The following is a 15,528-nucleotide window of genomic DNA, read 5'->3' as shown; positions in this document are numbered from 1 at the left end:
CTTTGTCGCTCTTCAGTACAGGAATAGCCCGTGACCTCCATTTTCTGGTACGACTATGAAACCACCGGCATTAATCCGCGCAGCGATCGCCCGCTCCAGGTAGCTGGAATTCGGACGGACTTAGAGCTCAATGAGATCGGCGACCCGGTCAATCTTTATTGTCAGCCCAGCGACGATATCCTGCCCCATCCCGTTGCGTGCGCGATTACCGGTATCACTCCCGCAATCCTCGCGGAAAAAGGCCTGGCCGAGGCCGACTTCATGACCCGGGTGCATGCTCAACTGGCTGCTCCGGGTACGTGTGGCGCAGGTTACAACACCTTGCGATTTGACGATGAGATGACGCGCTACAGCCTGTATCGCAATTTTTTCGACCCTTACGCGCGTGAGTGGCAGGGTGGTAACAGTCGTTGGGATCTGATCGACGTGATTCGCACCGCCTACGCGCTGCGCCCGGAAGGCATTGAGTGGCCGCAACAGGATGGGCGCGTCACGCTCAAGTTGGAGCGCCTGACCGAAGCCAACGGTATCGACCATGGCCAGGCACACGATGCGTTGTCCGATGTGCGTGCCACGATTGCCCTGGCGCGACGGGTACGTGAGAAACAGCCCAAGCTGTACGAATGGCTGTTTCAGCTACGCAGCAAGCAGCGGGTGATGGACCAGGTGCGTTTACTGCAACCCATGGTGCATATCTCTGGGCGTTTTTCCGCCGAGCGTCATTACCTGGGGGTCGTGCTACCGCTGGCGTGGCACCCCCGCAATCGCAATGCGCTGATCGTCTGCGATCTCGGGCTCGATCCCCAAGGGTTGCTGGACCTGGATGCAGATACCTTGCGCCAGCGCCTCTACACCCGTCGTGAAGATCTTGCCGAGGGCGAGTTGCCGGTCCCGCTCAAGCTGGTGTACATCAATCGTTGCCCTGTGGTTGCTCCCTTGAACGTGCTTCGGACCGAAGATCGTGAGCGTCTGCACTTGGACATGAATATTTATCAGGAGCGCGCCCTGCGGCTAACTGACGCACAGGAAGTTTGGCGCGACAAGTTGGCGGCCATTTATGCCGAAGAAGGTTTCGCGTCGAGTTCAGACCCGGAGCAACAGCTTTACGATGGCTTTATCGGCGATCGTGATCGACGTTTATGTGAACAAGTCCGGACGGCCGAGCCAGCGCAATTAGCTCGCCAGCAATGGCCTTTTGATGATCATCGCTTGCCTGAATTATTGTTTCGTTATCGCGCGCGCAACTTCCCCGATACCTTGAACAGTGAGGAGCAACAACGCTGGCAGCTTTTCTGTCAGCAACGTTTGTCGGACCCGGAGTGGGGCGCGCCGAATACCCTTGCGGCATTTAAGCAGGCTAAACAAGAATTTGCAGTTAGTGCGACACCTTTTCAGACCGAGGTGCTTGAGCGGTGGCAGGAATATGCAGACTCGCTGGCCCATAAGGTAAATCTGTAGTCGGTCTTCACTCAACAGACAAGCAATAAAAAACGCCAGCAGGCTGGCGTTTTTAATGTGTCGCGTATCAGGCGCAAGCCCGGCGAGGCTTAGCCCAGCAGGGTAGCCCAGCCTTCAACCACGTCACCGCCCCACTTGGCTTTCCACTCTTTCAGGGTTTTGTGGTTGCCACCTTTGGTTTCAATCACTTCGCCGTTGTGTGGGTTTTTGTACTGTTTGACTTTGCGGGCACGCTTGGTGCCGGTAGTTTTCACAGCGCCACGCGGTGCTTTAATTTTCGACTCTGGATCCAGCAGCGCGATGATGTCACGCAGGGATTTGGAGTATTCACCCATCAGGGCGCGCAGTTTGCCTTCGAATTCCAGCTCGGTTTGCAGTTTGTCGTCTTGAGACAGATTCTTCAAACGGGCTTGCAGCTCTTTGATAGCTTCTTCGGTGGCACGGTATTCGTTGATCAGAGACATGTGGACTACCTTATGTAGAGCGCTGATTGACAGGGCGAGTGGCCCAATAATAGTCAGGCAGTTTGCCCAAGTAAACATTTAAGCTCGTATTTATGTGAATTACTTTGAATGTTTGTAGCCTTGCTATGCATTTGAGTTAATTACTAGGGCGTAGGCCTTAAAGTAATCTCCTTGAAATACGCGGAACAGCCGTAGGGTCACGTACTAGACTCATATAAAGGTGGTAAAACCATAGGCTATTAAGGGGCAAAGCGTCGGCAGGCGATCAGAATAAGCGTCAACGAATACTGCAGTTTTCCTGCGCAATCGCTAGAATGGCGGCCTTTGCGAAGTTCTGGAGTTTCCCCCTAATGCGCACTTTTCGGCTGGTGATTGCTTGCCCGGACCGGGTCGGCATCGTTGCCAAAGTCAGTAACTTTCTGGCCTCCCACAACGGTTGGATCACCGAGGCGAGTCATCACTCGGACAATCTCAGCGGTTGGTTCTTCATGCGTCACGAGATTCGTGCCGATTCGCTGCCCTTTGGTCTTGATGCCTTCCGCGACGCGTTTGCGCCGATCGCCGAAGAGTTTTCGATGACCTGGCATATCACCGACACCGAGCAGAAAAAGCGTGTGGTGTTGATGGCCAGCCGTGAATCCCACTGCCTGGCCGATTTGCTGCATCGCTGGCACAGCGATGAATTGGACTGCGAGATCGCCTGCGTGATTTCCAACCATGATGACCTGCGCAGCATGGTCGAGTGGCATGGCATTCCGTATTACCACGTGCCGGTCAACCCGCAGGACAAGGAGCCCGCGTTTGCCGAGGTCTCGCGCCTGGTCAAGCAGCACGAAGCCGACGTGGTCGTGCTGGCGCGCTACATGCAGATCCTGCCGCCGGAACTGTGCCGCGAATATGCCGGCAAGGTGATCAATATTCACCACAGCTTCCTGCCTTCGTTCGTCGGTGCCAAGCCGTACCACCAGGCGTCCCTGCGTGGCGTGAAGTTGATCGGTGCGACTTGCCACTACGTCACCGAGGAACTGGACGCCGGCCCGATCATCGAGCAGGACGTGGTGCGTGTCAGCCACAGCGACAGCATTGAAGACATGGTGCGTTTCGGCCGTGACGTCGAGAAGATGGTGCTGGCCCGTGGCCTGCGTTACCACCTGGAAGACCGCGTGCTGGTGCATGGCAACAAGACCGTAGTGTTCTGATCGATCTGTTGTGATTGAAGAATGAAGGGCCTGGGCGTTAAATCGTTCCAGGCCCTTTTTTGTGTACGCTGCCGAGGATTGAGTAATGAGTGATCCGCTGGACAAAGCCACGTCAAAAGCCCCCGCCACATTGGGGGAGGGGTGTTTGAGTCGATTTGACCCGGATGACCTGAGCAGTGAGGACGGCACCGAATTTCCCGGTGCCGCCGAGTTGTGGAAGCAGGAACAAAACACGTCCGACCCCAAGGACGATTAGTCAGATCCGGAAACTGCCCACCAATTGCTTCAATCGAGCGGCTTGTTGCTCAAGGTCGGCACACGCTCGCAGCGTGGATTGCAGGTTTTCCACACCTTCCTGATTGAGGGTGTTGATCTCGGTAATATCCATGTTGATCGACTCCACCACCGAGGTCTGTTCTTCAGTGGCGGTGGCGACTGACTGGTTCATGCCATCAATTTCGCCGATGCGCTGGGTCACACTGTTCAGGCGTTCGCCAGCCAGGTTGGCGATGTCGACACTTTCAAGGCTATGGCGCTGGCTTTCACCCATGGTGCTGACCGATTCCCGGGCGCCGACTTGCAGTTCTTCGATCATCTTCTGCACCTGTTGCGCAGACTCCTGAGTGCGATGCGCCAGGTTGCGCACCTCGTCCGCGACGACCGCAAACCCACGCCCGGCTTCCCCGGCACGGGCCGCTTCGATGGCAGCGTTCAATGCCAATAGGTTGGTTTGCTGGGAAATGCTGGTGATCACTTCGAGGATCTGCCCGATATTCACCGTCTTGCTATTGAGCGCTTCGATGTTGCTGCTGGAAGCGCTGATCATCGACGACAACTGATTCATCGCCTTGATGTTGCGCTCCACCACCTGTTGGCCATCCTCAGCCAAATGCCGTGCATCGCTGGCTTGGTGGGAGGCTTGCGCCGCATTGCGTGCAATTTCCTGGGCGGCAGCGCCCAACTGATTGATGGCAGCGGCGACGCTGTTGGTGCGGTTGGCTTGCTCATCGGAGTTGACCATCGATGAGTTGGAGGCGCTGACGACCCGAAGTGCCACCTCATTGACGTGCTCGGTGGCCGAGGACACTTCGCGAATCGACGTATGAATGCGTTCCACGAAGCGGTTGAAGGCGTTACCCAGCATGCCGAACTCATCGTGATTCTGGATGGTAAGGCGTCGAGTCAGATCTCCCTCGCCATCGGCGATGTCCTGCATGGCGCGCGTCATCAGATGCAGCGGTTGCAACAGGATACGGATCAGCATGCCGAGCAGGGCGATGATAATCACCACGGCGATGAATGTGGCGATGACTGCCGAGGTGCGAAATTCGCTGAGCATTGCGAAGGATTTGTCTTTATCGACTGAAATACCGAGGTACCAGTTCACCGAGGGCAGGCCCTTGATCGGTATAAAGGTCACGATATTGTCTTTGCCGTTGGCCTCGACTTCGCTGAAGTCCGCACTGATCTTCGGCGTATTTTTCGGATATACGTCGGCCAAGGTCTTCATCACCAGGTTTTTGTCCGGGTGTACCAGTACTTTGCCGTCGGCGCTGACCAGAAACGCGTAGCCCATGCCGCCGAAGTTCAGCGCGCCGATGTTGTCCACCAGGGTTTGCAGGCTCAGGTCGCCACCGACTACACCGATGCTCTGGGTGCCTTGAGTGCTGGGCGTGGCAACGGAAATGATCAGCTTGCCAGTGGCCGCATCGATATAAGGCTCGGTCAGGGTTGAGCCGTTACTGCTCTGGGCGCCCTTGTACCACGGGCGGACGCGTGGGTCGAAACCGTCCGGCATCTTGGTGTCGGGGCGGATGGTGAAGGCGCCCTTGCTGTCACCGACGTAGGTCGCCATGAATGAGGACGTCAGGGTTTTCTGTTCCAGCAGGCTGGCAACCGCGGACGGCTCGGGGTTGATGGCGATGTTTTGCGCGGCGTTTTCCACCAGGGCTATACGCCCGCCAAGCCAGGTTTGAATGTTGCTGGCGGTGACATCGCCCATTTCCTGCAGGTAATTGTTGAGATCGTCGCGAATTGCGTTGCGTTGCAGGTAGTCGTTGTAGAGGGTAAACAGCGCAAATGCGGCTATGACGATAAGGGAGGCTGCAAGCAGGATTTTGTGGCTGAAGCGCAGATTTTTATTCATGGCTTGTAGGGTCCGCTAAGGTCTTAATATCCGAAGCGCGTCCTCGTGGGAGGCGCAAAATGGCAGTGTCAAAAAAGGTGTGATACTTCTTGTGATGGTTCCGGTGGTCCCTGTGGGAACTATCTGTCCTATTTTTAGACTTTGTGGGTCTCACACTGATCTGTATCGACCTGGCGACACTAAAGATTAACCATGGGTGACGAAATGCCTGACTCCACGCAACTCCTAATCGGCGCCGGCCTCGACGGTCAGCCTATCGCCCAGGCCATGCGCCTGGCCAACCGTCACGGGTTGATCGCCGGTGCTACCGGCACGGGCAAAACCGTCACGCTGCAACGCCTGGCCGAAGCCTTCAGTGATGCCGGCGTGGCGGTGTTTGCCGCGGATATCAAGGGTGACCTGTGCGGCCTGGGCGCCGCGGCGAACCCGCAGGGCAAGGTCGCCGAGCGCATCGCCGGCATGCCGTTCCTCAATTACGCGGCCAAGGCTTATCCGGTCACGCTGTGGGATATCCACGGGCTGTCCGGTCATCCATTGCGTACCACCATCAGCGAAATGGGTCCCTTGCTGCTCGGTAGCCTGTTGGAACTCACCGACAGCCAGCAGTCGGCGCTTTACGCCGCGTTCAAGGTTGCGGACCGCGAAGGCCTGTTGTTGCTGGACCTCAAGGATCTCAAGGCGCTGCTTAACCACCTGCGCTATCACCCCGAACTCCTGGGCGAAGACGCGGCGCTGATGACCACCGGTTCCAGCCAGGCACTGTTGCGACGTCTGGCGGTGCTGGAGCAGCAGGGCGCCGAAGCCTTGTTTGGCGAGCCGGCCCTGCAGTTGGAAGATATCCTGCAACCCACCAGCGACGGTCGTGGGCGCATCCACCTGCTGGATGCCAGCCGGTTGGTGCACGAGGCGCCAAAGGTGTACGCGACCTTCCTGCTGTGGCTGTTGGCGGAGTTGTTCGAGCAACTGCCCGAGCGCGGAGACGCCGACAAACCGCTGCTCGCACTGTTTTTCGATGAGGCGCATTTACTGTTCGCCGACACGCCGAAGGCGTTGCAGGAACGTCTGGAGCAGGTGGTGCGGTTGATCCGCTCCAAAGGGGTGGGCGTGTATTTCGTCACCCAATCCCCGGGCGACTTGCCGGACAGTGTGCTGGCCCAGCTCGGCCTGCGCATTCAGCACGGCCTGCGTGCGTTTACTACCAAGGAACAGAAGTCCTTGCGCGCCGTCGCCGACGGTTTTCGGCCGAACCCGGCCTTTGATGCGCTTTCGGTATTGACCGAGCTGGGCACGGGTGAGGCTTTGGTGGGGACACTGCAGGAAAAGGGTACGCCGGAAGTCGTCCAGCGCGTCCTGGTCGCACCGCCGCAGTCACGGATCGGGCCGCTCAGCGAAGCCGAGCGTGCTGCAATGGTCGCCAGTTCGCCGTTGCTAGGCCGGTATGACAAGCCGATTGATCGGGAATCGGCTTATGAAGTGTTGATGGCACGCAAAGAGCTTGGGCCAAACGAGGAGGCCAAGCCGGCTGCCGAGGAACCCAGCTTCACCGATAAGGCCGGGGCGTTTCTCGGCACAACCGCAGGCAAGGCGCTGAAGTCCGCGATGCAGCAAGCTGCCAATCAGATGGGGCGGCAACTGGTGCGTGGCTTGTTGGGGTCGTTGTTGGGCGGCAGCAAGCGCAAGTAGCGATTCAGGGCTTGGGCTTGGCGTGGGCCGCCAGCCGCTCAAGCGCCGCGCGCAAGCCTGGGTTGCTGATCCCTTCGGCCGTTGCCTGGATGGTTTCGGCGGCATTAGGCGACAGATCATGAATATGCTCCACCACGCCAGGTTGGGTGGTGGGGGGTTGCACCTTGAACTGGATGCGCGTCAGGCCAGCGAATTCCTCAAAGGCCATCAATTGACGCTGCAGGCGTTTTTGCTGATAGCGCAAACGGGTCGCCCAGTGGCCATCTGTGACAATAAGCAGCAGGTTGCCTTCACGCCAGGACGCCACGCGGCAATGTTCGCGTGCGGCCGGTTGCAGCTGGGTTTCGAGCAGGCGTTGCAGACGGCCCAAGCGTTGGGCATGGCCAAAGATGGCTTTCAGCGGCTTGGCATCGCGAAGCAACACGGCGGGAGCACGGGCTGATAAGGGGCGAAATGCCATTATTGGACACCTTAAGTAACAGAGCCGCCATCTTAGCAGAACCCGCCTGTGTGCCCCCAGGCAATGCATCTCCGAGGTTTTATTCATGAAATCAATTGGTAACTTATGCGCTCCATGGGTTGAAGTTCCAGCAAAAGCCCTTATTTTAAACAAGCCCTCTCACAGCACCATGCCAGCCTCGGGGAACAACGCCACTTTCCTCACCCACGAATCCGGGTAGAATGCGCGTTCGCATGCGGCCGTGAGGGCTGCTCGGGCCACTCACGGTGCGCCCTCCATCCCTATGTGTGGAAGAACCTGCCGATATGTTTGCGCCTTTGTTAAAGAAACTTTTTGGAAGCAAGAATGAGCGCGAAGTCAAACGCATGCTCAAGACGGTGCAGCTGGTCAATGCCTTCGAAGAGCAGATGGTTGCCCTTTCGGACGAGCAATTGCGCGCCAAGACCCAAGAGTTCAAGGCCCGCATAGCCAAAGGTGAAACCCTCGACAAGCTGCTTCCCGAAGCCTTTGCGGTCGCCCGTGAAGCCGGTAAGCGTGTCATGGGCATGCGCCACTTCGACGTCCAGTTGATCGGCGGCATGACCTTGCATGAAGGCATGATTGCCGAAATGCGTACCGGTGAAGGCAAGACCCTGGTAGCAACCCTGGGCGTTTACCTCAACGCGCTGTCCGGCAAGGGCGTGCACGTTGTGACGGTGAACGACTACCTGGCGCGCCGGGACGCCAACTGGATGCGCCCGCTGTATGAATTCCTCGGCCTGACCGTCGGCGTGGTAACGCCGTTCCAGCCGCCGGAAGAGAAGCGTGCCGCCTACGCTGCCGACATCACCTACGGCACCAACAACGAATTCGGTTTCGACTACCTGCGCGACAACATGGCGTTCAGCATGGAAGAAAAATTCCAGCGCGAACTCAATTTTGCCGTCATCGACGAAGTCGACTCCATCCTCATCGACGAAGCCCGTACCCCTCTGATCATCTCCGGCCAGGCCGAAGACAGCTCGCGCCTGTACACCGAAATCAACAAGTTGATTCCGCGTCTGGAGCAGCACATCGAGGAAGTGGAAGGCGTGGTGACCAAAGAAGGTCACTTCAGCATCGACGAGAAGACCCGCCAGGTCGAACTCAACGAAGCCGGTCACCAGTTCGTCGAAGAGATGCTGACCCAGATCGGAGAGCTGGCCGAGGGTGAAAGCCTGTACTCGGCACATAACCTGGGCCTGTTGACCCACGTGTATGCCGGCCTGCGCGCCCACAAGCTGTTCCATCGCAACGTCGAATACATCGTGCAGGACGGCCAGGTCGTGCTGGTTGACGAACATACCGGCCGCACCATGCCGGGTCGCCGTCTGTCCGAAGGCCTGCACCAGGCCATCGAAGCCAAGGAAAACCTCAACATCCAGGCTGAAAGCCAGACGTTGGCGTCCACCACGTTCCAGAACTACTTCCGTCTGTACAACAAGCTGTCCGGCATGACCGGTACCGCAGACACCGAAGCGTTCGAATTCCACCAGATCTACAACCTGGCCGTGATGGTCATTCCGCCGAACAAGCCGTTGGCGCGTAAAGACTTCAACGACCTGGTGTTCCTGACTGCCGAAGAGAAATATGCGGCAATCATCAACGACATCAAGGACGGCATGGCCCAGGGTCGCCCGATCCTGGTGGGTACCGCCACCATCGAGACTTCCGAGCACGTATCGAACCTGCTCAATAAGGAAGGCATCGAGCACAAGGTCCTGAACGCCAAGTTCCACGAAAAAGAAGCCGAGATCATCGCCCAGGCCGGTCGCCCAGGCGCACTGACCATCGCGACCAACATGGCCGGTCGCGGTACCGACATCCTGTTGGGCGGTAACTGGGAAGTGGAAGTTGCGGCGCTCGAAAACCCGAGTCCCGAGCAGATCGCCCAGATCAAGGCCGACTGGCAGAAACGCCACCAGGCTGTTCTGGAGTCGGGTGGCTTGCAGGTGATCGCGTCCGAGCGTCATGAATCGCGCCGTATCGACAACCAGCTGCGTGGTCGTGCCGGTCGCCAAGGTGACGCCGGTTCCAGCCGTTTCTACCTGTCCTTGGAAGACAGTCTGATGCGCATCTTCGCCTCGGACCGCGTGAAGAACTTCATGAAGGCCCTGGGTATGCAGTCCGGCGAAGCGATTGAGCACCGCATGGTGACCAATGCCATCGAGAAGGCCCAGCGCAAGGTCGAAGGTCGCAACTTCGATATTCGTAAGCAACTGCTTGAGTTCGATGACGTCAACAACGAACAACGTAAAGTGATTTATCACATGCGTAACACGTTGCTGGCCGCCGACAATATTGGTGAGACCATCGCTGACTTCCGTCAGGACGTGCTCAACGCCACCGTCAGCGCCCACATCCCGCCACAGTCCCTGCCGGAGCAGTGGGATGTTGCCGGTCTGGAAGCCGCGTTGAAGAGCGATTTCGGTGTCGACCTGCCGGTTCAGCAGTGGCTGGATGAAGACGATCACCTGTACGAAGAAACCCTGCGTGAAAAATTGATGGCCGAGCTGTTGGCCGCGTACAACGAGAAAGAAGAGCAGGCGAGTGCCGAAGCACTGCGCACCTTCGAGAAACAAATCGTACTGCGCGTGCTGGACGATCTGTGGAAAGACCACCTGTCGACCATGGACCACCTGCGTCACGGCATCCACCTGCGTGGTTACGCCCAGAAGAACCCGAAGCAGGAGTACAAGCGCGAGTCGTTCACGCTGTTCTCCGAACTGCTGGATTCGATCAAGCGCGATTCGATTCGTGTGCTCTCCCACGTTCAGGTGCGTCGTGAAGACCCGATCGAGGAAGAAGCGCGCCTGCGTCAGGAAGCCGAGGCGCTGGCTGCGCGCATGCAGTTCCAGCATGACGAAGCACCGGGCCTGGAAGCGCCTGAGGTATTGGGCGAAGAGGTCGACGTGGCCCTGGCTCAAACCCCGGTTCGCAATGACCAGAAGCTGGGCCGCAACGAGCTGTGCTACTGCGGTTCGGGCAAGAAGTTCAAACACTGCCACGGCCAGATCGAATAAGCTTTCTGCCTGACGCTGCTACATCCTGCGCCGCGACCGGCCTCTGCCGTCGCGGCGTTTTGCCATTAATTTTGCCGTTGCTCACGACGGTACAGACATCATCTGATTTTTAAGGAGCGCATTCATGGCTGTTGGTCTTGGTCCTTTGCCCACATTGCACCCGGTTGCCGGTTTTGAACTCGGTATCGCTTCGGCCGGCATCAAGCGCCCGGGGCGCAAGGATGTGGTGGTGATGCGCTGTGCCGAAGGCTCGACCGTCGCCGGTGTGTTCACCCTCAACGCGTTCTGCGCCGCGCCGGTGATCCTGGCCAAGCAACGCGTTGCCGGCACGATCCGTTACCTGCTGACCAACACCGGCAACGCCAACGCCGGCACCGGCGAGCCAGGCCTGGTGGCAGCTGCGCGCACCTGCGCCAAGCTGGCCCAGTTGACCGGCGTGGACGCCAGCCAAGTGCTGCCTTACTCCACTGGTGTGATCGGTGAACCGCTGCCTGTCGAGAAAATCGAAGGTGCATTGCAAGCCGCGCTGGACGACCTGTCTGTGGATAACTGGGCCGCCGCCGCGACCGGCATCATGACCACCGACACCCTGCCGAAGGGCGCGAGCCGCCAGTTCGTGCACGACGGCGTGACCGTCACCGTGACCGGCATCAGCAAGGGCGCGGGCATGATCCGCCCGAACATGGCCACCATGCTCGGCTACATCGCCACCGACGCCAAGGTCTCCCGCGACGTGTTGCACAGGCTGATCCTCGATGGCGCCAACAAGTCATTCAACCGCATCACCATCGATGGCGACACCTCGACCAACGACTGCTGCATGCTGATCGCCACCGGCCAGGCCAACCTGCCGGAAATCACCGAGGCCAGCGGCCCGTTGTTCGCGGCGTTGAAGCAGGCTGTGTTCGAAGTGTGCATGGAAGTGGCACAGGCCATCGTGCGTGACGGCGAGGGTGCGACCAAGTTCGTCACCGTTGAAGTGAATGGCGGCGGCAATCACCAGGAATGCCTGGATGTAGGCTACACCGTCGCGCATTCGCCGCTGATCAAGACGGCGCTGTTCGCCTCTGACCCGAACTGGGGCCGTATCCTGGCGGCTGTGGGCCGTGCCGGCGTGCCGGACCTGGACGTGAGCAAGATCGACGTGTTCCTCGGCGACGTGTGCATCGCCAGCCGTGGCGCCCGTGCCGAAACCTACACCGAGGCCCAGGGCTCGGCGGTGATGCAGCAGGAAGAAATCACCATCCGCATCGAGCTGGGTCGCGGCGAGTGCAGCGAAACCATCTGGACCACCGACCTGTCCCACGAGTACGTGAAGATCAACGCGGAATACCGGACCTAAGAGGATAAGCGCGGTGAAACGAGTGCATGTAGCAGCAGCGGTGATCCGCGGTGTCGACGGCAAAATCCTGCTGGCGCGCCGCGCCGATACCCAGCACCAGGGCGGCCTCTGGGAATTCCCCGGCGGCAAGGTGGAAGCCGATGAATCGGTCGCCAACGCGCTGTCCCGCGAATTGCAGGAAGAGCTGGGCATCCGGGTCACTACCGCGCGGCCGCTGATCAAGGTGCAGCACGACTACCCGGACAAGCAGGTGTTGCTGGATGTCTGGGAAGTCTCGGCCTTTACCGGCGAGCCTCATGGTGTTGAAGGGCAGCCGCTGGAGTGGGTGGCCCCCCGAGACCTGCTCAACTATGCGTTTCCGGCTGCCAATGCGCCGATCGTTGCGGCGGCGCGCTTGCCTGCCGAGTACCTGATCACCCCAGGCGAACTGGAAACCCCGACGTTACTGCGGGGTATCCAGAAAGCCATTGCGGGCGGTATCAAACTGGTGCAACTGCGTGCGCCCAACGGCTACGACCCAAAATACCGCGACCTTGCGGTGGATGCGGTGGGCTTGTGCGCGGGTAAGGCTCAACTGATGCTCAAGGGGCCGTTTGAATGGTTGGGCGATTTTCCTGCAGCCGGCTGGCACATGACGGCGGCGCAACTGCGTAAATACGCCAGCAAGGGTCGCCCGCTGCCGAAGGATCGCTGGCTGGCGGCGTCGTGCCACAACGCAGAAGAGCTGGCATTGGCGGAAATGATGGACGTGGATTTTGTCACGCTGTCGCCGGTGCAGCCGACCCAGACGCATCCTGATGCGCAGCCGTTGGGTTGGGAGCAGGCGGTGGCGTTGATCCGAGGGTTCAGCAAGCCGGTGTTTCTGTTGGGTGGGGTTGGGCCTGCCGAGCGGGAAAAAGCTTGGGAGGCTGGGGCTCAGGGTGTGGCTGGGATTAGGGCGTTTTGGCCGGAAGTTTGATGCTGTTTTGACAGGCCTCTTCGCGAGCAGGCCCGCTCCCACATTTGACGGAGTTCCACCTTTGGAATGCAGTCAAATATGGGAGCGGGCTTGCTCGCGAAGGCGTCAGGCCAGACGCCTCATCATTAATGTGGCTTGGCCGCCGCCTGCCACAACATCTCGGCCACACCCTGGCGCTTGGCGATGACCCTGGCCGCCACGAACAGCAAATCCGACAACCGATTGATGTACGCCAACCCCACGCCTTCCAACGGCTCAACCGCATTCAACTGCTGACACCGCCGCTCCGCACTGCGCGCCAGGCTGCGGCATACATGGGCCTGGGCGATCAGCGCCGAGCCACCTGGCAGGATGAAGTTCTCCAGCGGTCCCACGTCCTCATTCCAGCGGTCAATCGCTGCTTCCAGTCGGTCGACCTCCGCAGCGTTCAAGGCTTTGTACACCGGCATTGCCAATTCACCCCCCAGGTCGAACAAACGATGCTGGCATGGCGTAAGCACCTCGATCACATCCTTAAGTTCCGGATGTTTGCCACTCTGTTCCTCCAGGCTGGCCAGCAATAAACCCAGCTGGCTGTTCAGCGTATCAACTTCACCAATCGCTTCCACCCGTGGGTGGTCCTTGGGCACACGGCGGCCATCGCCCAGGCCGGTTTCGCCCTTGTCGCCGGTGCGTGTATAGATCTTCGACAGGCGAAAGCCCATGGTCATTGCTCCAGTTGGGTGAGTTCGTGAGGTGGCAGTTGGCTGCCAGCCAAGGGCAGACGTAGCGTGAAGCACGTACCTTGGCCGAGGGCTGAATGCACTTCCATCTGGCCCTTATGGTTGTTGGTGATGATGAAATACGACACCGATAGCCCAAGCCCGGTGCCCTGGCCGATTTCCTTGGTGGTGAAGAACGGCTCGAAGGTGCGCTTGCGCACGTTTTCACTCATGCCGATGCCGTTGTCTTCCACCTGGATTTCCGCCCAGGGCGGGTTGAGGCGCGTGCGTAGGATGATGCGCCCCGGTTCGCTGTCGTCTTCCCGCAGATGGATGGCCTGGGCCGCGTTTTTAAGCAGGTTGAGCAGCACCTGTTCCAACTCGTTGGCAGTGCCGGGCACCGGGCCGAGTTGAGGGTCGAACTGGCGAATGATCGCCTGGCCCTTGAAGTCGAAGCCGATGGCCAGGTCGAAATCGTTGCCGGCGATTTCCACAGCCTGGTCGATCAGCGCCGGTAGGTCGCAGGGCGCCATTTGTCGATTGCTGCGACGGCTGAAACTGAGCATGTGGGTGACGATCTTCGCCGCCCGCGCCCCAGCCTGCTGGATGCCATCAAGCAATTGCGGCACTTCGCGGCTTTGCAGGTAGCGGTTGACCGTTTCCAGCTCGATGCCCGCCTGCTGCGCATGCTCCAGGTTCTTGGGCAGGTCGGGGGACAGGCGGCGGCGGATGTTCTGCACGTTGTGCAGGATTGCTCCCAGCGGGTTGTTGATCTCATGGGCCATGCCGGCAGCCAGGCCACCCACGGAGAGCATTTTCTCCGACTGCACCATCATTTCTTCCAGAGACAGACGCTGAGTGATGTCATCGATACGGATCACCACGCCGCGCCCGGCCCCACCCATCAGCGGGTAGAAGGTCAGGGCGTAATGCTTGGCTTCGTCGTCCTTGAACCAGGTGACGCGTTCGATGCGTTCCACGGTGTGCTGTTCTACCGCTGCACGAATCTGCGGCAGGTACGGCTTGAGCGGTTGGAACGCCAGGTAGATCGGCTGGTTCAAGGCTTCGTCCAGGCGTGTGCCGGAGAGGGCGCTGGCTTCCTGGTTCCATTGGGTGACGTAAAGCTGTTCATCCAGGGCGATCAGCGCCGAGGGCATCGAGTCGATGATGCTGTTCAGGTAATTCTGGAAGCCGGTGAGTTTCTTCTCGATCTTGCTGCGAACCTGCACTTCCAGTTCCAGCTTGCGGTTGGTGTGGCGCGTTTCTTCCGCCAAGCCTTGCGCCTGGTCATACGCCGCCTGGGAGTCGTCGCGCGCGCGTTTGAGCTGCTGCTCACGGGCTTCGATGCGCGACAGCATGGTGTTGAAGGCTTCGGCCAGGCTGCCGATCTCATCGTGATTGCCACGGCCGGCGCGCAGGGCGTAGTTCTCTTCGCGGGTGACCTGACGCGAGAGTTCTTCCAGCTCGTGGATTGGCCGGGTGATCAGGCGTTTGATCTGACGGGCGATGACCAGCCACAGCAGCACGCTGAAAATCAGGATGCCCAGGCTGGCCGTCAACGTGCCGGTATAAAACGCCACCGGCAGCTCGCTACTGGCGACCAGCAGTAGATGCCCGGACGGCTGGCCGGCCCGGGGCACGGTGATGATCTGGTTACTGCGAAACTCGGTCACGCGCCAGGCTTCGATATGCCGATAGTTGTCCGGCAGGTGCAGGCGGTCGCCGTGTTGCATCTGAGCCAGGCGGTTGCCGTCGCCGTCGTACAGGGCCGCGGCGCGCAACGGCGAATAACTGGTCAGCTCGTTGAGCAGCGCGTCAGCCTTGGCAGGCGATTCGAGGGCTTCGGCGGCGAGCGCCGGGTTGGACACCAGGCGGCCAATGGCCTGCAAGGCCTGGGGCGCCATGCTTTCCTGGGAGATCCAGTAGGCGGCGCTGATAAAGGTCAGGTTGGCCACCAGCAATACCGTGGTCAACAGCACCAGCAAGGCGGCCAGCAGTTTCTGCCCGACCGGTAGGTTTTCAAGACGCTGGCGCAGCGGCATCAGGGTTTTCCCAGGAGATAGACAGGCGGGCAGG

The 15,528-nt window shown here is 59.4% G+C and carries 12 protein-coding genes and 1 pseudogene; 7 read left to right on the top strand and 6 right to left on the bottom strand.

Annotated features, from left to right (window positions below):
• The first annotated feature begins 30 nt into the window (after positions 1-30).
• Entirely contained in the window at positions 31-1,458 is a 1,428-nt protein-coding gene (gene sbcB / locus PF1751_RS22320; protein ID WP_044287793.1) for an exodeoxyribonuclease I, read from the top strand.
• 89 nt (positions 1,459-1,547) lie between these two features.
• Here the strand turns inward: sbcB and mvaT are convergent, their stop codons facing one another.
• Complete coding sequence (gene mvaT / locus PF1751_RS22315; protein ID WP_010208066.1) at positions 1,548-1,922, bottom strand: histone-like nucleoid-structuring protein MvaT; 375 nt, start codon at positions 1,920-1,922, stop codon at positions 1,548-1,550.
• A gap of 350 nt (positions 1,923-2,272) precedes the next feature.
• On the opposite strand from mvaT, the gene purU reads away from it, so the two are divergent.
• The gene (gene purU / locus PF1751_RS22310) at positions 2,273-3,121 is read left to right on the top strand and encodes a formyltetrahydrofolate deformylase (RefSeq protein WP_010208067.1); all 849 of its coding nucleotides are present in this window, start codon (positions 2,273-2,275) and stop codon (positions 3,119-3,121) included.
• A gap of 85 nt (positions 3,122-3,206) precedes the next feature.
• Positions 3,207-3,377: a hypothetical protein gene (locus PF1751_RS29310; protein WP_167337372.1), complete on the top strand. Its 171-nt coding sequence runs from the start codon at positions 3,207-3,209 to the stop codon at positions 3,375-3,377.
• Here PF1751_RS29310 and PF1751_RS29975 read toward each other — a convergent pair whose 3' ends face one another.
• Together PF1751_RS29975 and PF1751_RS29970 are read right to left on the bottom strand one after the other, a co-directional pair.
• A complete protein-coding gene (locus PF1751_RS29975; protein ID WP_370737428.1) occupies positions 3,378-4,142 on the bottom strand; it encodes a methyl-accepting chemotaxis protein in 765 nt (254 codons plus the stop codon).
• A 93-nt stretch (positions 4,143-4,235) separates the two neighbouring features.
• Positions 4,236-5,267, bottom strand: a pseudogene (locus tag PF1751_RS29970) (HAMP domain-containing protein); the annotation flags it as partial.
• A 204-nt stretch (positions 5,268-5,471) separates the two neighbouring features.
• On the opposite strand from PF1751_RS29970, the gene PF1751_RS22300 reads away from it, so the two are divergent.
• The gene (locus PF1751_RS22300; RefSeq protein ID WP_031290541.1) at positions 5,472-6,950 is read left to right on the top strand and encodes a helicase HerA-like domain-containing protein; all 1,479 of its coding nucleotides are present in this window, start codon (positions 5,472-5,474) and stop codon (positions 6,948-6,950) included.
• A gap of 4 nt (positions 6,951-6,954) precedes the next feature.
• On the opposite strand, the gene PF1751_RS22295 is transcribed toward PF1751_RS22300, so the two are convergent.
• Entirely contained in the window at positions 6,955-7,410 is a 456-nt protein-coding gene (locus PF1751_RS22295) for a DUF721 domain-containing protein (RefSeq protein ID WP_044287789.1), read from the bottom strand.
• A 305-nt stretch (positions 7,411-7,715) separates the two neighbouring features.
• Between PF1751_RS22295 and secA the strand changes: the two genes are divergently transcribed.
• From secA to PF1751_RS22280, 3 genes are all read left to right on the top strand, one after another.
• Positions 7,716-10,451, top strand: coding sequence for a preprotein translocase subunit SecA (gene secA / locus PF1751_RS22290; protein WP_021491226.1), 2,736 nt, complete (start codon positions 7,716-7,718; stop codon positions 10,449-10,451).
• A gap of 124 nt (positions 10,452-10,575) precedes the next feature.
• Complete coding sequence (gene argJ / locus PF1751_RS22285) at positions 10,576-11,793, top strand: bifunctional glutamate N-acetyltransferase/amino-acid acetyltransferase ArgJ (protein WP_010208078.1); 1,218 nt, start codon at positions 10,576-10,578, stop codon at positions 11,791-11,793.
• Positions 11,794-11,806: 13 nt separating this feature from the next.
• On the top strand, positions 11,807-12,751 hold the full coding sequence (locus PF1751_RS22280; RefSeq protein ID WP_044287787.1) for a Nudix family hydrolase: 945 nt from the start codon (positions 11,807-11,809) through the stop codon (positions 12,749-12,751).
• 125 nt (positions 12,752-12,876) lie between these two features.
• Here the strand turns inward: PF1751_RS22280 and PF1751_RS22275 are convergent, their stop codons facing one another.
• Together PF1751_RS22275 and PF1751_RS22270 are read right to left on the bottom strand one after the other, a co-directional pair.
• On the bottom strand, positions 12,877-13,455 hold the full coding sequence (locus PF1751_RS22275) for a cob(I)yrinic acid a,c-diamide adenosyltransferase (RefSeq protein WP_044287786.1): 579 nt from the start codon (positions 13,453-13,455) through the stop codon (positions 12,877-12,879).
• 2 nt (positions 13,456-13,457) lie between these two features.
• Positions 13,458-15,494 (bottom strand): sensor histidine kinase, encoded by a 2,037-nt coding sequence (locus tag PF1751_RS22270; RefSeq protein ID WP_044287777.1) that lies wholly within the window; start codon positions 15,492-15,494, stop codon positions 13,458-13,460.
• Positions 15,495-15,528: the final 34 nt, after the last annotated feature.

It is taken from the genome of Pseudomonas simiae, assembly GCF_000934565.1.
Lineage (GTDB): Bacteria > Pseudomonadota > Gammaproteobacteria > Pseudomonadales > Pseudomonadaceae > Aquipseudomonas > Aquipseudomonas simiae.
Note: the sequence above shows the minus strand (reverse complement) of the source record. Positions and strands in the feature narration are given on the sequence as shown.